Source organism: Burkholderia sp. AU17457 (genome assembly GCF_002223255.1).
GTDB classification, from domain to species: Bacteria; Pseudomonadota; Gammaproteobacteria; order Burkholderiales; family Burkholderiaceae; genus Burkholderia; species Burkholderia sola.
Map to the genome: position 1 here is coordinate 727926 of NZ_NKFB01000005.1, position 23039 is coordinate 750964.

Here is a 23039-nt window from a genome sequence, read left to right on the forward strand (position 1 = left end):
CGCGTCAGCGCGCGCTGGCGACCGACAGCTTGCCCGGAATCAGCTTCAGCGTACTGAACGCGTCGGCGATGCCTTGCTGGTACGCGAGCGTCGCATCGCCGATCGGCTGCACGCCGTAGCCGGCGCGCTTGAGCGCGACTTCGAGCGTCGGCGCGTCGAGGCCGACGAGCGGCGACAGTTGCGCGGCGACCTCGGGCACGTGATCGCGCGCCCAGCGATCGACCGCGTCGACTTCGTCGAGCAGCGCGCGCAGCACCTGCGGATGCGCGGCCGCGTACTGGCGCGCCGCGAGGTAGTACTGCGTGTTGCGCACGAGCCCGTCGCCGTTCGCGACCACGCGCGCGCCGAGCTGCCGTTCGGCGGCGGCCAGGTACGGATCCCAGATCACCCACGCATCGACGCTGCGCTGCACGAACGCGGCGCGCGCGTCGGCGGGCGTCAGGTAGATCGGCTGGATGTCGGCATACGTAAGGCCCGCGTGCTCGAGCGCTTTCACCAGCAGGTAGTGGACGTTCGAACCCTTGTTGAACGCGACCTTCTTGCCGCGCAGTTGCGCGACGGTGCGGATCGGCGAATCGGGCAGCACGACGATCGCCTCGCCCTGCGGCGCGGGCGGCTCGTTGCCGATGTAGACGAAATCGACGCCGGCGGCCTGCGCGAAGATCGGCGGCGTTTCGCCGACCGTGCCGACGTCGATCGCGCCGGCGTTCAGCCCTTCGAGCAGTTGCGGGCCGGCCGGGAATTCGAGCCATTGCACGGTGACGCCCCGGCTCGCGAGACGCTTCTCGAGCGTGCCGCGCGCCTTGAGCACGACGAAGTTGCCGTATTTCTGGAAGCCGACGCGCAGCCGCGTGCCGCTGTCGGCGGCGCGGGCGGGCACGGCCGCGAGCGGCCCGAGCGCGAGCCCGGCCAGCCCGGCGGCCGCGCCGTGCAGCCACCGGCGGCGGCGCGGGTTCGCCGGGGTCGTTTCAAGGTCTGCGTGCGGTGTGTCGTTCATTAGGGCGTGTTCACGCTAATAACGGGTTTGCGCTGGCCCCCAGAAGGGCCGAGCGCAAGGATTGCGACGAAGCGAATACTCGACGTATTCGCGAGGAGCATGACGCGGCGATCGGCCCTTCTGGGGGCCAGCCCCGCGAATGAATTTTTCCAAACAGGGGAACGTGCCTTTCCGCCCACATTGCGGCGTCGTGCGTCGCTTGTTTGGCACGGCCAAACGGCGCTCCTTACTCCTTGCACTGCGGGCGGAAAGGCACGTTCGCAAACCCGTTATTAGCGTGAACACGCCCTAAGGCGTCCTGCTGGCGGGTTCACGGGGCGCGCGCGAAGGCGGCGCGGCCGGCGCAGGACCGGGCCGGATGCGGGCGACGCGCGCAACGGGCCGGCCCGCGCCGGTGTCGAGACGATACGGCCCGGCGGGACGGCGGCCAACCAATGAATCCGCATATGCAAATCAGCGGCCGGACGATACGTGAACGGTGACGCGGCAGCGCGTCGCCGGGCTCACTCGGAGACGAGCAGGCTTTCCTCGATCGAATCGACGCGGTCGGGATAGAACGCGAGATGCCCGCGAATCGACTCGACGGCCGGATTCGGATGCTCGTACGTCCAGACCGCGTTGGTCGCGCGTTCGCCGCCGGCTGGAATCGAGTAGTACGCGCAATCGCCCTTGTACGGGCAGTAGGTCGCGTGGTCGGTGCGTTGGAGCAGCGACATGTCGGCATCCTCGCGCGGAATGTACAGCACCGCCGGATAGCTGGCCTCGCGCAGCACCAGCGCATGGCGCGTATCGGCGACGACCTTGCCGGCGACTTTCACGACCACGCGCGACGAGTGCGGTTCGATCAGGATCGGGTGATCGGGGCCCGGCGACTTCACGGGACGAGAGGGCGTATCGGGGTTGATCGACATCGGGGTCCTCCAGGAACGGCGCGCACCCGCGGGTGCGCGGTGCCGGCACGCGTGCGCCGGCGGATTCCCGCGCACCGGTGCCGGCGTTGGCCAACCGATACGATGCACCCATTCGGCGGAAGTTGCAGGGGGCCGGAAGGGACGTCCGCCGCCGTGAGCGCATGGCGCTGCGTCATGACGCCGAGCGGGCGGCGTTCGCGAACCTGTCTGCGGCGCTCGCATGGACGTTCCGATGCAGCGGCAGCGGGATGCATCCGCGACGATAAGCAACGCGGAATTAATTGGTAAGCGATCGGCGGGCGGCGCGCGAAGATCGACGGTCGTCATTCGCATGACACCTCTTTCTTCCCTTTGCCACCATGAAGAATCCTTTCGTTTCGTCAGCCGCGCGCCGTTCGAGCGGCGTATCGCCTGCCGCTGCCGCGCTCCGCTGCATCGCCGCGTCGCTGCTGCTGGCCGGCGCCGCGACGCACGCACTCGCGGCGCCCGCGGGCAAGACGCTCGTGTACTGCACCGAAGGCAGCCCGGCCGGCTTCGATCCCGGCCAGCACACGACGAGCACCGATTTCGATGCGAGCACGTACCCGGTCTACAACGGGCTCGTGCAGTTCAAGCGCGGCACGCTCGATCTCGAACCGGCGCTTGCGACGAGCTGGGACGTGTCGCCCGACCAGCGCACGATCACGTTCCATCTGCGGCGCGGCGTGAAATTCCAGACCACCGCGTGGTTCACGCCGACGCGGCCGTTCCAGGCCGACGACGTCGTGTTCACGTTCCGCCGGATGCTCGACCCGGACGACCCGTTCCGCAAGGCCTATCCGGTCAGCTTCCCGTATTTCAGCGATCTCGGCTTCGACTACAACGTCGAGCGCATCGAGAAGGTCGACGACTACACGGTGCGCTTCGTGCTGAGGTCGCCCGACGTCGTGTTCGTGCGCAATCTCGCGATGGCGTTCGCGTCGGTGCTGTCGGCCGAATATGCGGGCCAGCTCGCCGCGCGCCATCGCGAGTCGGACATCAACCAGTTCCCGGTCGGCACGGGGCCGTTCGTGCTGCGTACGTACCAGAAGGACGCGCTGATCCGCTACGACGCGAATCCCGACTACTGGAAGCCCGACGACGTGAAGCTCTCGCGCCTCGTGTTCGCGATCACGCCCGATCCGGCCGCGCGCTTGCAGAAGCTCGTGGCCGGCGAGTGCCAGGTGTCGGCGTTTCCGCGGCCGGCCGATCTCGAGACCGTGCGGCGCGACCCGAAGCTGACGCTGTTTTCGGGGACGGGCTTCAACGTCGGCTTCGTCGCGTACAACACGCAGCATCCGCCGCTCGATCGCGTCGACGTGCGGCGCGCGCTCGACATCGCGATCGACAAGACGGCGATCATCAAGACCGTGTTCAACGGCGACGCGACGATCGCGACGAACCCGATGCCGCCCGCGCAATGGTCGTACAACCCGCGCCTGAAGGATGCGCCGCGCGATCCGGCCGCCGCGAAGGCGCTGCTCGCGCAGGCCGGCTTCCCGAACGGCTTCGACCTGACGCTGTGGGCGATGCCCGTGCAGCGCCCGTACAACCCGAACGCGCAGCTGATGGCGCAACTGATCCAGCAGGACTGGGCGAAGATCGGCGTGCGCGCGAAGATCGTCAGCTACGAATGGGGCGAATACAACCGCCGCGCGAAGCACGACGGCCAGCACGACGCGATCCTGTACGGCTGGTCGGGCGACAACGGCGACCCCGACAACTGGCTCGGCACGCTGCTCGGCTGCGACGCGGTGCACGGCAGCAATCTCGCGAAGTGGTGCAACAAGGACTTCGAGCAACTCGTGACGGCCGCGCGCTCGAATGGGGACGTCGCGAAGCGCACGGCGCTGTACGAGCAGGCGCAGGTGGTATTCAAGGATCAGGTGCCGTTCACGCCGATCGCGACGTCGATCGTGTCGCTGCCGATCTCCAGGCGCGTGCACGGGCTGACGTTCTCGCCGCTCGGCGGGCACCGGTTCGACGGCGTGTGGCTCGATTGATGTAAGCGGGGGCCGGCGCGTTCGTACGCGCCGGCATTTGCCGCATCAGTTGAGTGCGACGGCGGCCGCGGTTTCGACCGGCGTGCCTTCGAGCGCGACCGACGGGCGGCCGTCGGGGCCGACCGGCACGTCGCCGATGAGCGTCGTGCGATACAGCTGGCGGTCGAAGTCGAGATCGAAGATGTCGACGGGCGCGAGATGCGCGGTCGCCCGGTTGTCCCAGAACGCGATGCTGCGCGGCTCCCACTTGAAGCGGATCGTGAATTCCGGCCGCGTCACGTGCTCCCACAGCAGTTCGAGCAGCGCCTGGCTCTCGCGCGGCGTCAGCCCGACGATCGATTTCAGGAAGCTCGGGCTCACGTACAGCGCGCGTTCGCCGGTCTCCGGATGCACGCGCACGAGCGGATGTTCGGTCACGAGCGGGCGGCGCTCGACCGCGTCGTCGAAGGCGCCGGTCGCGCGCGCGCCGGGCGGCGGCGTGAAGCGATGGATGCCGCGCAGCGTGTCGACGAAGCCACGCAGCGGCGCGGACAGCGTTTCGTACGCGCGCACGAGATTCGTCCAGTGCGTGTCGCCGCCGTACGGCGGGATCGTCACGCCGCGCAGGATCGATGCCCACGGCGGGTTCACGGCTGCCGTCACGTCGGTGTGCCAGCCGGTCCAGGGCCGGCGCACCGGCTCGCCTTCGAAGCGCGTCGCCTTGCGATGCTTCGCGATCGAATAGACGGCCGGATGGCCGTCGACGTGCCCGAACACCGGGTGGCCGACCGTCGGCTCGCCGAACTGCGCGGAGAACGCGACATGCTGGTCGTGCGTGAGGAATTGTTCGCGGAAGAAGATCACCCGCCATTTCAGCAGCGCGGCGCGGATCGCCGCGATCTGCGGCGTGGTCAACGGTTGCGTGAGGTCGACGCCGCGGATTTCCGCGCCGATATGGGCGGACAGCGGAATCACGTCGACCGGGTGGGCGGCGGGTTCGAGTAGGGCGCTCATGCGACGCTCCTGGCGGAAGTGAACGGGGAAGACGGACGACATCGTTGCGCGTGCAAGTGTCGGTCCGGTGGTGCGAGCCTCATGGCGGGTGTCCTCCAGCAAGGAGCGCGGCGGCGCGCGGAAAAGCGCCGCCGCGTGACGTGGATAAGCGGACGTTATTGCAGCGTGGCGCCCGGCCCTTTCAGCAGGACGCTCTGGCGGCCGTCGACGCCGACCGGCACGTCGCCGTGAACGGTCGCGCGGCGCACGACGCGGCGCGCATCGCCGTAGTCGTTGATCGCGTAGTGCTGCGTCGCGCGGTTGTCCCAGATCGCAACGTCGCCCTCCTGCCAGTTCCAGCGCACGGTGTTCTCGAGGCGCGTCACGTGCTCGTGGAACACCTGCAGCAGATGCGCGGAATCCTGCGCCGACAGCCCCTTGAGCCGCTGCACGAAGTGCCCGAGCACGAGCGTGCGTTCGCCGGTTTCCGGATGCACGCGCACGACCGGGTGCTCGGTTTCGTAGACGGTCGACGTGAACACTTCGCGGTAGCGCTTCAGTTGCGCATCGTCGGCGTGCACGTGCGTCGACGCATAGTCGTACGCGTTCGTGTGCAGCGCCCACAGCGTGTCGGCGAGCGCGCGCAGCGAATCGGGCAGATGCGCGTACGCGGCGGCCGTGTTGGCCCATACGGTGTCGCCGCCGAACGGCGGGATCACGACCGCGCGCAGGATCGAGATCTTCGGGTACGCATCGACGAAGGTCACGTCGGTGTGCCACGAATTGGCGCGTGCGCCGTGCGCGGAATCGAGTTCGAGCAGCGCCGCGCTGCCGTCGACGGACGGCACGGTCGGGTGCGCGACCGTGTCGCCGAAGCGGCGGGCGAACGCTTCCTGCGCGGTGTCGTCGAGATGGTGCTGGCCGCGGAAGAACAGCACCTTGTGGCGCAGCAGCGCGGCGTTGATCGCGTCGAACGTCGCGTCGTCGAGCGTGGCCGACAGCCGCACGCCGGCAATCTCGGCACCGATCCGGCCGGCGACCTGGCGAAGCTGAAGCGGGACGGCGGCCGTGCGCGGCGCGGCGTGCGAAGCAGGCGAAGACGAGTGAGCGGCATGCTGGACATCGGACATCGGGAGTCTCCTGGGAGTCGGGTCGGTCGAGTCTCCATTCAAGCAGGCGCCGCGCGGAACCGGAACCGATGAATCGTCACAACCTTAGCGTGCGCGCTGCGATGAACGATATGTGTCGTGATGCTGAGCGATTCGGGATGGCATGCGCTTACCACGCGAGCCGCCATTCGCCGATCCGGTGCGGGCGCGCCGCGTCGATGCGCTGGCTGCCCGAACCGTCGTCGTCCGGCGGTTCGCTATCGTCGAAATCGGCGAGCACCGTGTCGCGCAAGCGCGCGAATGCCGGCGAATCGCGCCGGCGCGGCCGCGGCAGCGCGACGTCGACGATGCGCGCGATGCGGCCCGGTCGCGGCGCCATCGTGACGACGCGGTCGCCGAGATAGACGGCTTCGTCGACGTCGTGTGTGACCAGGAGCATCGTGATGCGCTCCTGTTCCCAGATGCGCAGCAGTTCGTTCTGCATCTTCGCGCGGGTCTGCGCGTCGAGCGCGCCGAACGGCTCGTCGAGCAGCAGCACGCGCGGGCGGTTCACGAGACCGCGCGCGATCGCGACGCGCTGCGCCATCCCGCCCGACAACTGGTTCGGAAACGCGTGCTCGAAGCCGTTCAGCCCGACGAGCGCGATGTGTTCCGCGATCGCGCGCCGTTTCGCGGCGGCGTCCAGCGGCGCGTTGCGCAGCGCGGCGCCGATGTTCTGTTCGACGGTCAGCCACGGGAACAGCCGGTGATCCTGGAACACGATGCCGCGCTGCAGCGACGTGTCGCGCACGCGTTCGCCGCCAGCGCGGATTTCGCCGGTGTAATCGGTGTCGAGCCCGGCGACGAGCCGCAGCAGCGTCGACTTGCCGCAGCCGCTGGCGCCGACGATCGTGACGAATTCGCCGGCGCGCACGTGCAGCGATACGTCGTCGAGCACCGCGAGCGCCGCGCCGCGTTGCGCGTAGTGCTTGCCGACATGGAGGATGTCGAGCGAATCGGAGGTGAGAGTCGTCATGGCGGTACGAAGAAGGGGCGAAACGGAAGGAACGGGGAAGGAAAGGGCGCTCAGCGCGCGAGGTCGCCGCGCCGCGCCAGCACCTTGCGCTCGATCGCCCGCGCGGTCGCGTTCAGTGCCCAGCCGGTCACGCCGACGACGATGATCCCGAACAGCACGAGATCCATCCGGAACTGCTCGCTGCCGTCGATCAGCGTGTTGCCGATTCCGCTTCCTGCGACGAGCAGGTACTCGGCGCCGAGCGTCGCGAGCCACGAATAGATCAGGCCGAGATACAGGCCGGTGAAGATCGACGGCAGCGCGGCCGGGAAGATCACGTAGCGGATCAGCTGAAGCCGCGAGTAGCGCAGTGCGCGGGCGACGTCGACATACGTGCGCGGCACCGCGTGAATGCCGTCGCAGGTATGGGCGGCGACCGGCAGCAGCGCGGCGAGCGACAGGAACACGACCTTCGCGACGTCGCCGAGGCCGAACCACACGGAAATCAGCGGAATCCACGCGAACAGCGAGATCTGCTTGAACGTGTCGAAGCTCGGGCCGACCATCCGCGCGGCGACACGCGACAGCCCGAGCACGGCGCCGAGCACGAGCCCGGCCGTCGCGCCGATCGCGAACCCGCATGCTTCGCGCGCGAGCGACGCCGACAATGCGCGACCGAGCGCACCGCTCGTGGCCTGCGCCCACGCGGTGTGCAGCACGTCGGCGGGGCCGACGAACAGCCCGCTTTTCACGACGTGCGCGGCAGCGAGGGCCCACCAGCACGCAAACGCGGCGAGCGGCAGCATGAAACCGCGCCAGTCGGGCGCACACAGGCGGCGGGCGGCCGTGGTGGGCGGTGTGAGTGACGGTGTAGCGGCATGCGGCACGGGCGATTCTCCTTCGAGGGCGCTTCAGCCGCGAAACGCGGACGGCACGCCGCGGCGCAGGCGCGCTTCAAGTGCGTCGAGCGCCCGGTTGATCAGCAGGCCGACCGCGCCGACCACGACCACGGCCGCCATCACGAGATCGAGCTGGAACAGTTGCCGTCCGTACACGATCAGGTAGCCGAGCCCTTCGGACGACGCGACGAGTTCGACCACGACGAGCGCGAGCCACGACTTCGTGAACGCCAGTCGCACGCCGGTCGCGAGCGTCGGGATCGCGGCCGGCAGCACGACGTGGACGATGCGTTGCCGGCGCGTGTAGCCGAACCCGCGCGCGACTTCGTCGAGCGCGGGCGGCGCCTGGCGAAACCCCTGCAACGTGCTCAGCGTGACCGGCACGAGCGCCGCATGCGCGATCAGCAGGTACTTCAGCGGCTCGCCGACGCCGACGAGCAGCAGCAGGAACGGCAGCCAGCCGAGCACCGGGATTTGCACGAGCGCGTTGAAGCTCGGCAGCACGTAGGCTTCCAGCGTGCGCGACAGCCCCAGTGCGACGCCGATCGCTACACCGAGCAGCGTGCCGGCCGCGAAGCCGACGAGCACGCGCTGCAGGCTGATCAGCGTGTGGCGCACGAGATCGCCGCTCGACGCGAGCTCGGCCAGCGTGTCGATCACGCGTTCGGGTGGCGGCAGGATTTGCGGCGCGATCCAGCCGCGCGCGCTGCCGACGCTCCACAGCGCGAACAGCAGCGCGGGCAGCACCCACGGGGCGAGCTGCCACGCGAGCCGTATCACCGGGGCCGCGCGGCGCGGCGGCACGGCGAGCGTGTGCGGTTCGGTCGACGGGACGGAAAACGCGGTGTCGCTCATCGGGGTGGTCCGGTCAGGAGAGGGGCTTGCCGGCCGCGTCGTAGCGCGGCCAGTAGTGTTCGAGTTTCAACGTGTGCAATGCATTGTCGAGATACTTCGGCTCGAACCAGCCGTCGACGTCGACCGGCTGGCGGATCAGCTTCAGGTTCAGCGCATCCTGCGCGACGGCCTTGTAGCGCGCGACGACGAACGGATCGATCAGCGGGGACAGGCGGTCCTTCAGGCGCTGGTTCGCATAGTCGGCCTGCCATGACGAATACGGCACGCCGCTCTTTGCCCAGAGCTTGAACAGCGCATCTCGGTTCGCCTCGTCGGACGACCATTGCGCGCCCTTCACGAACGCGGTGACGACGCGCTGCACGATGTCGGGATGCGCGCGGTCGAACTCGTCGAGCACGAGCAGGTGGGTCTGGCGCGTCAGCTGCGGCCCGTCGTTCTGCGATTCGTAGATGATCTTCGCGAGGCCCGCGTCGCGCAGCTTGTAGAGCCCGTAATCGCCGACCGACGCGTCGATGCCTTTCGATGCGAGCGCGGCGAGCGAGCTGGCGGCGTCGAGGTTGATCACGCGCAGGTCGCGTTCGCCGAGGCCGTTCTTCGCGAGCGCGTTGTCGGCGACGAGCTGCAGGTTGGTGCCGCGGAAGATCGACACGCGGCGGTCCTTCAGGTCCTTGATCGAGCGGATCGTGGAGTCGGGCGGCACCGCGATCTTGATACCCGAGCGCACGCTCGCGGCGAGCAGCAGGCGCGTCTTGATCCCGTTCGAGCGCGCGAGTACGGCGGGCAGGTCGCCCTGGTATGCGAAGTCGAGCGCCTTGTTGGCGATCGCCTCGTTCACGGCCGGGCCGGCGCCCTTGAAGAACAGCCATTCCACCTTGATGCCGTCGGCGGCGAATTCCTTTTCGACGAGTTGCTGCAACTGCACGGTGGCGGCGCTCGATCCGCCGAACGTCGGTGGATCGCCGGCGCCTTGCTGGGCGACGCCGATGCGGATGGTGGCGGGTTTGTCCGCGTGCGCGGCGGCGGCCGGCAACGCAATGAGGGACGCGATCAGCAGCGATCGCAGCAGGCGCAGTGGGAGCATGAATCGATGGATCCGGAACGTTGGGGAACGAGGCCGGGCCGCAGCCCGTCGGGTCATTCTCGATGACGCCCGGGGGCCGGACAAGCAACGATTTGAACTATGCTTATCGCCGCGCGGGGGATCGCGGGAGCGAGCGCGCGCGCTGCAGCAGCACGAGCAGCGCGATCGACGTGACGGCGGGCCCGATCTGCGGCAGCGTCATCCACGGATTCAGAAACTCGTACAGCGGCAGCGCCCACATGACGGCGACGAGGCCCTGCTCGCCGCGTCGCCAGCCGTACTGCGCGCCGAGCGCGATCATGGACGCGATCGGGATGCACAGCCACGACAGTTCGTAGTGCCAGGCATAGGGATTGGCGGCCAGCGTCGCGATCGCCAGTATCGCGCCGCGCAGTCTGACGTCCCGGCTGCGACGCCAGACGCGGCACGCTGCCGCGAGCGCGATCGCGGCCACGCCGGCCTGGCCGGCGAACGCGAGGGCGGGCGACAGGCCGGCGAGCCGAAACGCCGCGAACGGCGTCGGCGACGCAAACCAGAACGGCACGCCATGCTCGATGATGAGCGAACGCAGCGCGCCGGCATTCTGCAGAAACAGGCGGAGCGGTTCCATGCCGCCCGCCGCGATCCCCAGGGCGGTGATCGCGCTCGCCCACGCGGCGGCCCACGCGAACGCGCGCCATGCGCGCGCGGCAATCAGCACGAACGGGAACAGCACCGCCAGCTGCGGCTTGACCGACAGGAGTCCGATACACAGGCCGGCCAGCATCGGCCGCCGGTCGACGAAATACACGGCGAGCGCGGCGCACGCCGCGGTCAGCATCGCGTTCTGTCCGTGCAACGCGGTGACGAGCACCCCCGGGCAGGCGACCAGCGCGAGCCAGCCGATGCGTGTCGCACCGGGTACCGCGCCGAGCCCCGACACGCGCCACACCGCGAGGCCGAGCAGCACGATGCCGAGCACGACGAACAGCGGATAGCTGATCGCGTAGGGCAGCAGCGCGAGCGGTGTCACCGCGAGCAGGTACGACGGCGGGTACAGCCACGGCAGGAACGCATGGCGGCCCGCCAACGGGAACAGTCCGGCGAGCGCGCGAGAAAACGCGGGGACGTCGTAGGCCTGCCACGGCGAGCCGTGGAGCATCAGATGGGATGCCGACCAGAACACCATGTACCCCGAACCGGGGCGGAACGTGGCCGAATCGGTCGAATGAAAGCCGATCCAGAGCAGGATCGACCCCAGCAGCATGCCGATCGCCAGCATGACCGCGCTGTACAGCGCGATGCGTGCGGGTGTGAGCCACACGCGGACCGCGCATTCGTCGCGCCGTATCGACGAGCCGGAAATATCCATGCGGCGCTACTTGACCGACAGGTTGCGCAGCGCGTGTGCGCCCGCGACGACCGTCTGCCGGCGCCGGGCCGTCGCGACGCGCCGGACCGGAAACTGCAGCAGCGTCGGGCCGTCCGGCGGCGCGGCGTGCCGCGCGGGTTGCTGGCCGGCCTGCGCATGGGCCCGGTAGCGGCGCCGCACGAGATAAACCGGGCGCTGCTTCGATTCGTGATAGATCCGGCCGACGTATTCGCCGATCACGCCGATGCCGATCAACTGGATGCCGCCGACGAACAGCATGACGGAAATCAGCGACGCGTAGCCGTGCACCGGATTGCCGTACAGCAGCGTGCGCATCACGATGTACGCGCCGTAGACGAACGACAGCGCGGCGAACGCGAGGCCGATGTAGGTCCACACGCGCAACGGCACGGTGCTGAAGCTCGTGATGCCTTCGAGCGCGAAGTTCCAGCGCCGCCACCCGGAGAATTTCGAGCGGCCGCCGCTGCGCACCGCGCGCGTGTATTCGATGATCTCGGTACGGTAGCCGACCCACGCGAACAGGCCTTTCATGAAGCGCCGCCGCTCGGGCAGCGCGCGCAGCGCGTCGACGACCTGGCGATCCATCAGCCGGAAATCACCGACGTTCTCCGGCATCTCGACCTCCGAGAGCCGGTTGTGCACGCGGTAGTAGAGCGCGGCGGCCACGCGCTGCATCAGCGGATCGCACCGGCGGTCGGTGCGCTTCGCGGCGACGACCTCGGCGCCGGCGTGCCAGCGTTCGAGCATCGCGGGGATCAGCGCGGGCGGGTCCTGCAGGTCGGCGTCGATCAGGATCACGGCCGCGCCGGCCGCTTCGTCGATGCCGGCGGTGAGCGCCGCTTCCTTGCCGAAGCGCCGCGTGAGATCGACGATGCGCACCCGGGGATCGGCGACCGCGATGTCGATCAGCTTGTCCAGCGTGCCGTCGCGGCTGCCGTCGTTCACGCAAACGATTTCGAAGCGCGCGGTGCCGATCGCTTCCAGTATCGGAACGGTGGTCGCGAAGAACGCATCGATCGCTTCCGCTTCGTCGTGAAAGGGCACGACGAGCGATACCAACGGCTTCAGGGTGTGCCTGGACATACGTCCCCCCGTGAGGTCTGGTCTGCGCCGCATTGCGTGGTTCCGTCGCCGCCGGATATGCGGAGACGGGGCCGGATCGGCGCGCTTGCCATGCGTTGTGTTTGTGAGGGCCTCGGCGGCGTGCCGCGGGTCGGTCGGCAAGCCGTCGGATCATTCTACGCACGAATGACACGCAGTTGGCAGCGGGTGCGGGTTTGTTCGGGGGCGGCGTCTCGCCGTCGTTCGCGCCGTCGTCCTGGGCGGACGGCGGCCCGATCGTCGAGCGGCCGCCGTTCGCCGCGATGCGCACGCTCGTCGCGTCGACGTTCGGCGACGACGTGCCGGATCTCGACATGGCGCGGCCGTGCTGAACACGTCCTCGCGCCGCATCGCTCAGGCGGACACCTGCCGGACGGCGATCGACGCGACGTCGACCCGACGCGGCAGGATCGCATCCGCCGCCGCGCGATCGGCGACGCGCTGCAGCACGGCGATGTCGGCGTCGCCGAGGCTGCGTTGCGCGAGCGCGGCCCGGCGCGCGATATCGGTGGCCGCGTCGGTCGGCAGGCGCGTGAACGACGCATAGACGCTCGCGTAGTCGGCCGGGTGCGCGAGCGCCCATTGGCCCGCGCGGGCAAGCCGTGCGAGCACGTCCGCGAGCGCCGCGCGCTTGCCGCGATCGTCGAGCGTCTCGACCGGCGACGTGAGGAACGCGAGCCCCGAATTGATGCCGCTGCCGTCGCGGACGATGCGCGCGCCGCGTCGCACCGCATGCCCGTAGTACGGATCGAACGTGGCCCAGATGCCGATCCGCTTCGCCTCGAACGCGGCGAACGCGTCGACCGGCAGCACGAAGCGCACCTCGACGTCGCGCGGCGCGAGCCCGTGTTCGCGCAGCGCGCCGTACAACTGGTATTGCGAGATGCTGCCGCGCGCCGACGACACGACGACGGTTTGCCCTTTCAGGTCGGCCACCGTGCGCACCGGCGAGTCGGGCTGCACGACGATGCCGAGCGACGTCGGCGAGCCGACGCGCGTCGCGACGATTCGCAACGACGGATCGCCGAGCGCGGCCGTCAGGACGGGTAGGTCGCCGGCCGGCGCGAGGTCGATCGCGCCCGCGCGCTGCGCTTCGAACAGCGGCGCGGCGCCCTGGAAGTTGGCCCAGCGGAACCGGTACGGCGTGCCGTCGAGCACGCGCGCCGCTTCGGCCAGCGCCCGCAGGCCGCCGGCCTGGTCGCCGAGTACGAGCGTGACGCCCGACAGGGCGTCGCCGGCCGCGCGGGCGGGGAGTGCGAGGCCGCCCGCGAGCGGCGCGGCGGCGAGGGCGGCAAGGCGCTGCAGCGTGCGGCGGCGCGCGGTGGCGAAAGCGTGGGTCATCGGCGGCGTGTCCTCGGTGATCCGCGCGCGGGCGGCGCGGCTGCCGGGCAGGTTACGGAATCGGTTTCCGGCCGACAAACATCGAATCGTGGAATGCATATTCGCGCGGCGACCGCCGGTGCGGCCGCCGCCGACCCGATGGCCCGGGCCTGGCGCGAGCGCCTTACGCGGCCGGCGCAACCGTGCGCAGGAATGCCCGCACGGCGGGCGCCTTTTCGAACCGCCGGTGCGCAAGCGCGAGCGCCGACATGATCGGCTTGCCGGCGATCGGCCGGTACACGACGCCCGGCAGCGACACGCAAGCGGCGAGCGCATCGGGAATCACCGCGACGCAGCCGTTCACCGACACGCACGCGAGCACCGCCAGCAGGCCGCCCGGCCGCGCGGCCACGACCGGCGCGAAGCGGCCGCGGCGCGCGACTTCGAGCGTGCCAAGCGCCTGTTCGGGCACCGCGAAGTGCGCGTCGGCGAGGTCCGCCGCGCGCACCGCCGCCATCGCCGCATGGCGCGAATCGGCCGGCACGGCCGCGACGAACACGTCGCGCTGCAGCGTGACGATCCGCAGGCCGCCGGGCAGCGGCAACGGCGGGCGCACATACGCGAGGTCGAGGCGGCCCGCGTCGAGCTGGTTCGCGACGTCGTCCATCGGCACTTCGCGCAGGTTCAGCTCGATGCGCGGATGCGCGGTGCGGAACGCACCGACCGTGCGCTGCAGCGTGCCCGAATAGACGGCCGACGACACATAGCCGATCTCGATCCGGCCGAGCTCGCCGCGTTCGGCTAGCGCGGCGAGTTCGCGACCGCGCTGCAGATGGTCGAACGCGGCGCGCGCTTCCGCGAGATAGGCTTCGCCGGCCGCGCTCAGCGTGACCGCGCGGCGCGACCGGTGAAACAGCCGCACGCCGAGCACGCGCTCGGCTTCCTGGATCTGCCGCGTGAGCGCGGGCGGCGCCATGTCGAGCGCGTCGGCCGCGCGCGCGAAGTGCAGATGCTGCGCGACGCTCAGGAATGCGCGCACGTGACGGAATTCGAGCTGGCTCATGGTTGCGATTTTCGTCAATGAAACTGCCTTGAAGTGTCAATGACAGGCAATAGCGGCCAAGCCTAGCATACGGCTCGTTCATCCTGTTCCGGAGTGGCCGATGTCCCAGTCTTCACCGGCGTCGCGCGCGAGCGCGGCGGCCGCCCCGCGCACCGGCGGCAACTTGCCTGCCGCCGCGACGCTCGCCGTCGCGTCCGCGACCTGCGCGCTGATCGTGCTCGACACGAACGTGGTGGCCGTCTCGCTGCCGAGCATCGCGCGCGGCTTTCACGCGAGCTTCGCCGATATCGAATGGGTCGTGAGCGCGTACATGACCGCGTTCGCCGCGTGCCTGCTGCCGGCCGGCGGCCTCGCCGACCGCTTCGGGCGCAGGCGGATGCTCTTCGCGGGGCTCGCGCTCTTCTTCGTCGCGTCGCTCGGCTGCGGCATCGCGCCGTCGGCCGGCTGGCTGATCGCCGCGCGCGCGGTGAAGGGCGGCGGCGCCGCGCTGCTGCTGACCGCCGCGCTCGCGGTGATCGCGAACCGTTTCCCGGACGGACGCGAACGGGCGCGTGCGTGGGCGATCTGGGGCATGTGCATGGGGATCGCGACGGCGATCGCGCCGCTCGTCGGCGGTGCGATCACGCAATGGATCGGATGGCGCTGGGTGTTCCTGCTGAACCTGCCCGCCTGCCTGCTGCTGGCGGCCGGCGCGCGCGTCGCGATCGACGAATCGAACGATCCGCATGCGAAACGCGTGGACGCGGTCGGCAGCCTGCTGTTCGGCGCGGCGCTCGCCTGTGCGATCGCGGCGCTGATCGGCGCGCCGTCGCACGGCTGGCTGTCGGCCGCGACGCTTGGCCGGCTCGCGCTCGCGGCCGCGCTGCTGGCGGCATTCGTCGGCGCGGAGCGCTGGCAGGCGCGGCCGATGATCGATCTCGCGCTGTTCCGCCAGCCGCGCTTCGTCGGTGCGGTGCTCGCGATGTTCGGTTATGCGGCGTGCGCGCAGGTGATGATGACGTTCCTGCCGCTGTACCTGCAAAACGCGTTCGGGATGTCGGCGGTCGATGCGGGGCTCGGCATGCTGCCGTTCGCGTTCGCGATGATCGCCGGCCCGTCGCTCGGTGCGGCGCTCGCCGCGCGCGTGTCGTCCGGCGGCGTGCTGGCGGGCGGGCTCGCGCTGATCGGCGCGGGCAACCTCGCGACCGCGGCGCTGACGGCCAGCGGCGACTACCGGCTCGTCGCGCTCGGCATGTTCGTGACGGGGTGCGGCGCCGGCATCATGAACGGCGATACGCAGAAGGCGATCATGGCGTGCGTGCCGCCCGATCGCACGGGCATGGCGTCGGGCATCAGCACGACGACGCGCTTCTCGGCGATCGTGACGGCCGTCGGCGTGCTCGGCGCGGTGCTGGCGGCGAGTACGCATGCACGGCTCGACAGCCTGCTGTCCGCGACGCCCGGCCTGCGCGCGTTTGCCGATGCATCGTTCATGTCGAGCCTGCTGGCCGGCGACCTCGCGCAGGCGCTCGGCCGCGTGCCGCCGTCGGCTGCCGGCGCGCTCGCGCAGGCGGCGCCCGTCGCGTTCGCGAGCGGGTTCGCCGATGCGTTGACGGTGAGCGGCGTGCTGGCGCTCGGTTCGGCCGTCGTTGCATACAAGTTGCTTGCGCAACCGATGCGCGGAGGCGCGTGACGTCGTGCCCGATCTTGCTGGCGACGTTCGGGTCGATCGTGTCGCTGTCGGTGCTGCTCGCGCCCGCACCCGCACGCGAGCGCCGCGCCGCGCCGCGGCGTTTCAACCCTTCAATCCGTCAGCGCTTTCAGCGCGTCGCGATCGACCTGCGCGTCGTGCAGGTCACGCGTGGCGTTGCGCAGCTTCGCCTGCTTGTCGGCGAGCTTGCGTTGCGCGTTGTTCAGCTTCTTTGCATCGCCGCGCGCTTCGGCTTCGTGGACGCGCGCCTGTGCGTGGCGTACTTCGTCTTCCGCGTTGCGCAGGTCGCGCGTCCTGTCGGTCAGCTTGCGTTCGGCGCGTGCGAGCTGGCCGCCATCCGTGCAGTTCGCCTGGATCCGTTCAAGCGCGGCCTGCTGGCGCATCGCCTGTTGCGTGTTGCCGAACCGTTTCGCGTTGTCGATCTGCGTGTGCAGCGCGCGGATGCGCGTCGCGCAGTCCTGAGTGCCGGCGAATGCGCCAGCGCTCGCGAATAGCGCGACCGGGACGGCCAGTGCGATGAGCGGGTTCTTCATGGGGAATTTTCCTCGATTCGATCAAGCGGACACGGACGTTCGCAATGCGACGTCCGCCGGCACGTATTCAAGGCGTCATTCTGACGAGTCGGCGCGGCGCGGGTAAATAGGACCGGTCTGACATGCAGCGGCCTGGTGGATCATGCCGGCCGCGCGTGCGGCGCCGGTCAGTGCGACTTCGTCGCGATGCGATGAATGCGGGCCGCCTGCGCGACGCGCGTCGGCGGCGACGCATGACAATGCGTGGCCGGTCCGCGGCGCGTGCGTCGGGCAGGCTCGGGCGGATCGGCGGCGGCCGGCGTGGTTTTCGGCGCGTCCGTATCGGCCCCGGAAGCGGCGATCGCCGCGATCGCAGGCAGCCTCGCGTCGGTGTCGAGCCATGCGCGCGTCGCTTCCGCGATCAGTCCGCGCAGCCATCGACCGCCTTCCGCGCACGCGCCCGATTCGTTCCACGTCATCCGGTACGCGATGTCCGGCGGTTCGGCCGGCAGCGCGACCGCGGCGAGCGGCAGCAGCTTCGCGTAGTGTCGCGCGAGCCGGTACGTGGTGGTGAGGATCAGGTCGCTGCGCACGAGCGCATGCGCGGCGAGTTCGAAGTGCGGCAGCGTGACGACGATGCGCCGCTGCAGGCCCACGCGTTCGAGCTGCCGGTCGATCGCGCCGGACGCTTCGAGCCACGACGGCGTCGGGCACAGCTGCGGCGCCGCGGCGAACCCGGCGGCCGTCATCGCGCCGCGCCGCGCGAGCGGATGCGTCGCGCGCATCAGGCACACGACGCGATCGTCGAAGAGGTCGTCCTGCCGGAAGCGCGACCGGCGTGCGGGGCGGTTGTCGATCACGACGTCGAGTTCGCCGTCGGCCAGCGCGCGCTCGTCGTCGAACCCGTCGCCGAGCGGATGGAACACCAGTTGCGCGTTCGGCGCACGCTCGCGGAACAGCGCGACGAGCTTCGGCACGAACAGCACGTTCAGATAGTCGGGGCAGCCGATCCGGTAAGTGCGCACCGACGTGCGCGCGTCGAACGTCGGCTGCTGGATGCGGATGAAGTCGATCACGCGCAGCGCGTTGCGCAGCGGCTCGATCAATCGCGCGCCGAACTCGGTCGGCACCATCCCGTAACGGCTGCGCACCAGCAGCGGATCGCCGAGCAGCGTGCGCAACCGCTTGAGCGCGGCGCTCGTTGCCGGCTGCGACATGTTCAGGCGCACGGCCGCACGCGACACGGTACGCTCGGTCAGCAGCACGAGCAGGATGCGCATCAGCCGCGCATCGAGCACGTCGAGCGCGCCCACGGCGTCGCCTGCGTCGTGGGGCGGGGCGGCCGGATCTAGCGGGCGCCGCATGCCGATACGCGCCCCGGCGAGACGGGGCGAGCGCGCCACCCGGCAGCTGGCCGGCGGCCCGTCATTTCGCGAAGGTTCCCGGCCAGCCGACGATCCGCTTCGGGCGCGGCGGCGCGTACGTGCGGACCTTCGACGTCTTCAGCTTCAGGCGCACCAGCGACTCGGCGAGCGCGACCGCGGCCGACACGCCGTCGACGACCGGCACGCCCGTGCATTCCTCGATCTGGCGGTCGAGGCCGGCCATCCCGCCGCAGCCGAGGCAGATCACTTCCGCGCGATCGTCCTTCACCGCGCGCTGCGCCTCGACGACGATCGATTCGATCGCGCGGGCCGGGTTCTCGTCGAGTTCCAGCACCGCGAGGCCGCTCGCCCGCACCGACGCGCAGCGCGCATCGAGCCCGGCGAGCTTCAGGCGATCCTCGATCAGCGGCACCGTGCGGTCGAGCGTCGTGACGACCGAGTAGCGATGGCCGAGCAGCATCGCGACGCTCGCGGCCGCTTCGGTGATGTCGACGACGGGCACCGTCAGCAGTTCCTGCAACCCTTCGCGGCCGTGTTCGCCGTAGCCGGCCTGGATCACCGCGTCGTACGGTTCGTCGTAGCTCACCACGCGATCCATCACGGCGATCGCCGCGAGGTAGCTCTCGAAATTGCCTTCGATCGACTCCGCGCCGAAGCGCGGCGTGAGCCCGACGATCTCCGTGCCGGGCGACGCCGCGGCCTGCGCTTGCGCGGCGATCGCGTCGGTGATCGACCCGGTCGTGTTGACGTTGACTACCAGGATTCTCATTGGTGACTCCGTATGCGTGTGTGTCAGTGTTGCGTGCAGGCGACCGCGATGTGTTCGCCCGAACGCGCTTCGTAGTGCCGCTTGCGATCGGCCGTCAGCCAGTACACGCTTCCTGCGATCGCCGCGCCGAGCAGCCACGAGAACGGCGTCATCGCGCTGAAGGCCGGCACGACGGCCAGAGCGATCGAGATCAACGCGGACGGCACGAGTGCCGCGAGCGCCTTGCGGTTCACGCCGCGCGTGTAGAAGTAGGCGCCGGTCGGGGCTTCGGTATAGAGGTCGGGCACGTTCACGCGCTGCTTGCGCACGAGCCAGTAGTCGACCGTGATGATTCCGTACAGCGGGCCGAGCAGCGCGCCGAGGCCGGACAGGAAATAGACGATCACGATCGGGCTGTTGTACAGGTTCCACGGCAGGATCAGCACGGCGATCGTCGCGCTGATCAGGCCCGCGCGGCGGAACGACAGGCGGTGCGGCGCGAGGCTCGTCAGCACGAAGGCCGGCGCGACGAAGTTCGCCATGATGTTCACGGCGACCGTCACGATCAGGAAGGCGAGGCAGCCGAGCACGAGGAACGGCTTGTTCGGCACCGTCGCGATGATTTCCGTCGGGCTGTGGATGATGTGGCCGTTCAGCTTGAACTGCGCGCCGGCCAGCACGAAGCTGATCGTCGCGAACACGAGGATGTTGACCGGCAGGCCCCAGAAGTTGCCGACGCGCACCGTTTTCGCGCTCGGCGACGAACGGGCGAAATCGCAGAAGTTGAGCACCAGCGTGCCGTAGATCGCGAGCCACAGCGCGCCGCCCGCGAAGATTTCCGTCCACATCTTCAGGCCCGTCATCGGCTTGCCGATCGACATCGCGAGCTGGCCGCCGGTGCGGCTGAACATCCATGCGGCGAGCGACAGCGTCGTGACGAGGATCACCGGGCCGGCGAGCCCCTCGTACTTGCGAACCATCTCCATCCCGTACGTGAGGATGCCGATCTGCACGAGCCAGATCGCGATGAACGTGATCCAGCCGAGCGACGACAGCCCGAAGATCGCATTCCGGTCGAACGCGGCGAGGCCCGGCCAGATCGCGGTGAGCAGCACGCGCAGCACGACCGACGCGAGATAGGTCTGGATACCGAACCATGCGATCGCGATCGCCGCGCGGATCAGCGCGGGCAGCAGCGCGCCGTAGATGCCGAAGCTCATCCGGCTGATCACCGGGAACGGCACGCCGGTCTTCTGGCCCATGTAGCCGGTGAGGTTCATGAACGAGTACACGAGCACCGCGCCGATCGCGAGCGACGCGAGCATCTGCCAGCCCGACAGCCCGAGCGCGAACAGCCCGATCGCGAACGAGTAGTTCGCGATGTTGTGCACGTCGTTGGTCCATAGCGCGAAGATGCTGTAGCGGCCCCAAGTCCGGCCTTCGGCCTGGGTCGGCGCGAGATCGGCGTTATGCAGCCGCGGGCTCGGCGCGGGATCGCGCGCGGCCGTGTCGGTTCGATGCGATGCGTCGTTCGCGCCGGGCCCGATGCCCGCGCGGTGGATGGCTTCCAGTTGCACGCCGGTGTCTCCTTCCATGTGCGGGGCGCGACACCGGCGCCTGTCGTACGCAGCGCGGGCCGGGCCCCGGTGGACGTTATGTGTCGGATTTGTTCGCGAGTATGGGCGGCGGCTACCGCGATGGGAAATTAAATATTCGGGTGGACGTCATTTGAAAAATGAATGCAATGGCGGGCGGTCGCGGAGAGCGGCGACGGCACGCATATTGCGAGTCATCGGGTTCCATCCACGTCGACATCAGCGGAGGTGTCATGCAGCGATATTCCATTCGTCACGTATCGCGAGCCGTCTTCGCCGGCATCCTGATCGCGGGCCTGGCGGCAGGCGCGGGTTGCCAGAAGAAGGGCGACAACGGCGCGGCCAGTTCGGATTCGAGCGCAGCGAGCGGCATGTCGGCCGCGCCTTCCACCGCACCGTCGGGCATGCCGAGCAGCGGCGCGGCCGGCACGACCCTGCCGGGCGCGGCTTCCGCGCCGGCCGGCGCGAGCGGCGGCGGTTGACGGGCGGTCAGGCGGGCGGCGCGCCAGCGTGCCGCCCGTCCGCTCACCGAGTGCCGCGTTCGTCGGCACGTGCGTCGAGCGGCGCACGTGTGGGGCGATGCGCATGAAAGATTTGCAAGGACCGTTGTAGCGAATTCCGGCCCGGCGACGACGGCGTGACGCCGGCGTCCGCCGGGTCGGGCAAGGAGGTGCGATGCAGAACGCGGAATCGAACCCTACCCCGGAAAAGCAGCGGGAACAGATCGCGAAGAGCCCGGTGAAGACGCCGGCGGCCGGCGACATGCCCGACGCGGCGACGCAGGCCGCACAGGCGGCGCAGCGTCCGCTGACGCCGGAGGCCGTCGCCGGGAAAATGCCGACCGGCCTGCCGGCGATCGACGTCGATGCGCATGCGGTCGACAGCGGCGATCCGGTGCGCCGGGCCGCCGGGCGGATCGTCACGCTCGACAACGCGAACATGGCGATGACCGACAACACGGTCGACGTCGACGGCAAGGGCATGGAGGCGCGCACCGGCGCGTCGGAACTGCAGGACAACGTGATCTATTCGAACGCGTCGCTCGACGAAGCGGTCGATACGCCCGACGAAGGGCTCGGCGGGATCGAGAGCCGGCCGTCCGGCAACATGCCGCAGATCGCGACGCGGCCGGGCTGGCGCGTGCGCCATGTCGGCGACGTCGACATCGAGCATGGCGACAGCACGCGCGCCGAGCACGTGATCTGCCTCGAACGGGCCGACGACTGATGGCGGGCGCCGATACCGACGCTTGATACCGGTATACGACCCGCGGCGGCCGATGCAATCGCACCGGCCGCCGCGTGTCGTTTCGGGACCTTGCTGCGTTACTGCGGACCCAGTTCCTGCGCGGACGTATCGGCGTTGTTGCCCTGCGCGACGAGCACGTGAATGTCGTTCGGCGTCACGTCGCCGACGCCGCCGGACGGAATCGTCAGCAGCAGCCAGTCGGCGTTGTTGCCGATGCTGACCGGCGCGGTCCTGAGGATCGGCGACTTGCTGCCGGCCGTCGTGACGATCACCTGGTAGGTGCCGCCGTTCAGGTAGACCGAATCCTGCGTCGTCGCCGGCACGGCGTTCTGGTAGGCCGCACCCGCCATCGTCGGGCTTTGCGTCGTGATGTCGGTGCCGGGCGGCACGACGTACACGTCCACATTCTGTGCATTCGGCGATGCGTTGAAGCTGCGCACGCGCGCCTTGTCCGACAGCAGGCCCTTGTCGTACGGATCGTCGATCACCGAGATCAGCGACGTCGTGCTCGGCAGCGCGATCGTCGTGTAGTGATGCCCGTTCGCGGCACTGAACGATTGGGACGCGATGGTGGCGGTCGTGCCCGACACGTCGTAGCTCGCGGTCTGCGTACCCGAATCGATGTCGTGATAGCGCGTCACGCCCTTGTATGCGACGCCCGACTGGTCGATCTTCGCATTCAGGTAGTAGTCGAGGTTCGGGCCGGCCGGCACCGCGTTGATGAAGCGCGCCTGCGGCTTCGAGATGCCGAGTTCGGTCCCGGCGTCGTCGCCGCCGCCGCACGCTGCGAGTACGGAAATGACCGAGCACAGGGCCACTATCGTTCGTATTGATTTCATGTCGTCCTCTCGTTCAGGAAACCTGCCTTGCGATGCGGGACCGCCGCGCAAAGGATCGCGCGGGGCGCAGCGCCGGTTGGAAGGAAGATGGCTGTCCGCCGGATGGCGGGCGCGCAAATGACGCAATCGATGTGCCTGCGCGGAAAAAAGCCGGCGAACGACGGCGGGGCGCGCGACGCGGGGCGCGATAGGGGCGGGCTGCGCGATCGGCGCAGTTGTAAAAACGCACATCCGCACGCTACGCGCCGGGGCCAGCCGGCGTGGCGCCACTTGGCCGAAACGTGCGCGAGAATCCGGCGGGGGCGTGCATCGACGGTCGCGCCGGAC

Annotated in this window: 21 protein-coding genes and 1 pseudogene; 5 read left to right on the forward strand and 17 right to left on the reverse strand. The window is 69.6% G+C overall.

What is annotated here, in order from left to right; all coding sequences use genetic code 11:
• Window positions 1–4 precede the first annotated feature (4 nt).
• Together CFB49_RS20540 and CFB49_RS20545 are read right to left on the reverse strand one after the other, a co-directional pair.
• The gene (locus tag CFB49_RS20540) at window positions 5–997 is read right to left on the reverse strand and encodes a sulfonate ABC transporter substrate-binding protein (protein WP_089492159.1); all 993 of its coding nucleotides are present in this window, start codon (window positions 995–997) and stop codon (window positions 5–7) included.
• Window positions 998–1500: 503 nt separating this feature from the next.
• On the reverse strand, window positions 1501–1908 hold the full coding sequence (locus CFB49_RS20545) for a DUF427 domain-containing protein (protein ID WP_069618378.1): 408 nt from the start codon (window positions 1906–1908) through the stop codon (window positions 1501–1503).
• 359 nt (window positions 1909–2267) lie between these two features.
• On the opposite strand from CFB49_RS20545, the gene CFB49_RS20550 reads away from it, so the two are divergent.
• Window positions 2268–3929, forward strand: a complete 1662-nt coding sequence (locus tag CFB49_RS20550) for an ABC transporter substrate-binding protein (protein WP_089492160.1) — start codon at window positions 2268–2270, stop codon at window positions 3927–3929.
• A 45-nt stretch (window positions 3930–3974) separates the two neighbouring features.
• On the opposite strand, the gene CFB49_RS20555 is transcribed toward CFB49_RS20550, so the two are convergent.
• The 8 genes from CFB49_RS20555 to CFB49_RS20590 form a co-directional block, all read right to left on the reverse strand.
• Window positions 3975–4922 (reverse strand): TauD/TfdA dioxygenase family protein, encoded by a 948-nt coding sequence (locus CFB49_RS20555; RefSeq protein ID WP_089492161.1) that lies wholly within the window; start codon window positions 4920–4922, stop codon window positions 3975–3977.
• A 155-nt stretch (window positions 4923–5077) separates the two neighbouring features.
• A complete protein-coding gene (locus tag CFB49_RS20560) occupies window positions 5078–6031 on the reverse strand; it encodes a TauD/TfdA dioxygenase family protein (RefSeq protein WP_089492162.1) in 954 nt (317 codons plus the stop codon).
• Between the two features lie 148 nt (window positions 6032–6179).
• A complete protein-coding gene (locus tag CFB49_RS20565; protein ID WP_089492163.1) occupies window positions 6180–7025 on the reverse strand; it encodes an ABC transporter ATP-binding protein in 846 nt (281 codons plus the stop codon).
• Window positions 7026–7075: 50 nt separating this feature from the next.
• Window positions 7076–7891: an ABC transporter permease gene (locus CFB49_RS20570; protein WP_089492164.1), complete on the reverse strand. Its 816-nt coding sequence runs from the start codon at window positions 7889–7891 to the stop codon at window positions 7076–7078.
• Window positions 7892–7915: 24 nt separating this feature from the next.
• The gene (locus tag CFB49_RS20575) at window positions 7916–8758 is read right to left on the reverse strand and encodes an ABC transporter permease (protein ID WP_089492165.1); all 843 of its coding nucleotides are present in this window, start codon (window positions 8756–8758) and stop codon (window positions 7916–7918) included.
• A 13-nt stretch (window positions 8759–8771) separates the two neighbouring features.
• Window positions 8772–9839, reverse strand: a complete 1068-nt coding sequence (locus CFB49_RS20580; RefSeq protein WP_089492166.1) for an ABC transporter substrate-binding protein — start codon at window positions 9837–9839, stop codon at window positions 8772–8774.
• Window positions 9840–9942: 103 nt separating this feature from the next.
• Entirely contained in the window at window positions 9943–11190 is a 1248-nt protein-coding gene (locus CFB49_RS20585) for a glycosyltransferase family 87 protein (protein ID WP_089492167.1), read from the reverse strand.
• 6 nt (window positions 11191–11196) lie between these two features.
• Window positions 11197–12294: a glycosyltransferase family 2 protein gene (locus CFB49_RS20590; protein WP_089492168.1), complete on the reverse strand. Its 1098-nt coding sequence runs from the start codon at window positions 12292–12294 to the stop codon at window positions 11197–11199.
• Between the two features lie 203 nt (window positions 12295–12497).
• Between CFB49_RS20590 and CFB49_RS36405 the strand changes: the two are divergent.
• A pseudogene (locus CFB49_RS36405) lies at window positions 12498–12644 on the forward strand (phage protein NinX family protein); the annotation flags it as partial.
• Between the two features lie 22 nt (window positions 12645–12666).
• Here the strand turns inward: CFB49_RS36405 and CFB49_RS20595 are convergent.
• Both CFB49_RS20595 and CFB49_RS20600 read right to left on the reverse strand, forming a co-directional pair.
• Window positions 12667–13653 carry an ABC transporter substrate-binding protein gene (locus CFB49_RS20595; protein ID WP_089492797.1) on the reverse strand — a complete coding sequence of 329 codons (987 nt, stop codon included), beginning with the start codon at window positions 13651–13653 and terminating at the stop codon, window positions 12667–12669.
• 163 nt (window positions 13654–13816) lie between these two features.
• Entirely contained in the window at window positions 13817–14695 is an 879-nt protein-coding gene (locus CFB49_RS20600) for a LysR family transcriptional regulator (protein WP_089492169.1), read from the reverse strand.
• Window positions 14696–14795: 100 nt separating this feature from the next.
• Between CFB49_RS20600 and CFB49_RS20605 the strand changes: the two genes are divergently transcribed.
• The gene (locus tag CFB49_RS20605; RefSeq protein ID WP_089492170.1) at window positions 14796–16367 is read left to right on the forward strand and encodes an MFS transporter; all 1572 of its coding nucleotides are present in this window, start codon (window positions 14796–14798) and stop codon (window positions 16365–16367) included.
• Between the two features lie 110 nt (window positions 16368–16477).
• Here the strand turns inward: CFB49_RS20605 and CFB49_RS20610 are convergent, their stop codons facing one another.
• The 4 genes from CFB49_RS20610 to CFB49_RS20625 all read right to left on the reverse strand — a co-directional run bounded on the left by CFB49_RS20610 (window position 16478) and on the right by CFB49_RS20625 (window position 20625).
• Window positions 16478–16918, reverse strand: a complete 441-nt coding sequence (locus CFB49_RS20610) for a DUF1090 family protein (protein ID WP_089492171.1) — start codon at window positions 16916–16918, stop codon at window positions 16478–16480.
• A 167-nt stretch (window positions 16919–17085) separates the two neighbouring features.
• Window positions 17086–18261, reverse strand: coding sequence for a LysR family transcriptional regulator (locus CFB49_RS20615; protein ID WP_089492172.1), 1176 nt, complete (start codon window positions 18259–18261; stop codon window positions 17086–17088).
• 61 nt (window positions 18262–18322) lie between these two features.
• Complete coding sequence (locus CFB49_RS20620) at window positions 18323–19051, reverse strand: aspartate/glutamate racemase family protein (protein WP_089492173.1); 729 nt, start codon at window positions 19049–19051, stop codon at window positions 18323–18325.
• Between the two features lie 23 nt (window positions 19052–19074).
• Window positions 19075–20625, reverse strand: coding sequence for an NCS1 family nucleobase:cation symporter-1 (locus CFB49_RS20625; RefSeq protein WP_089492174.1), 1551 nt, complete (start codon window positions 20623–20625; stop codon window positions 19075–19077).
• 233 nt (window positions 20626–20858) lie between these two features.
• Between CFB49_RS20625 and CFB49_RS36410 the strand changes: the two genes are divergently transcribed.
• Both CFB49_RS36410 and CFB49_RS20640 read left to right on the forward strand, forming a co-directional pair.
• Window positions 20859–21107 carry a hypothetical protein gene (locus CFB49_RS36410; RefSeq protein WP_175974961.1) on the forward strand — a complete coding sequence of 83 codons (249 nt, stop codon included), beginning with the start codon at window positions 20859–20861 and terminating at the stop codon, window positions 21105–21107.
• A 193-nt stretch (window positions 21108–21300) separates the two neighbouring features.
• A complete protein-coding gene (locus CFB49_RS20640; RefSeq protein ID WP_089436273.1) occupies window positions 21301–21852 on the forward strand; it encodes a DUF3005 domain-containing protein in 552 nt (183 codons plus the stop codon).
• A gap of 98 nt (window positions 21853–21950) precedes the next feature.
• On the opposite strand, the gene CFB49_RS20645 is transcribed toward CFB49_RS20640, so the two are convergent.
• A complete protein-coding gene (locus CFB49_RS20645; protein ID WP_069618360.1) occupies window positions 21951–22712 on the reverse strand; it encodes a DUF4397 domain-containing protein in 762 nt (253 codons plus the stop codon).
• Window positions 22713–23039 lie beyond the last annotated feature (327 nt).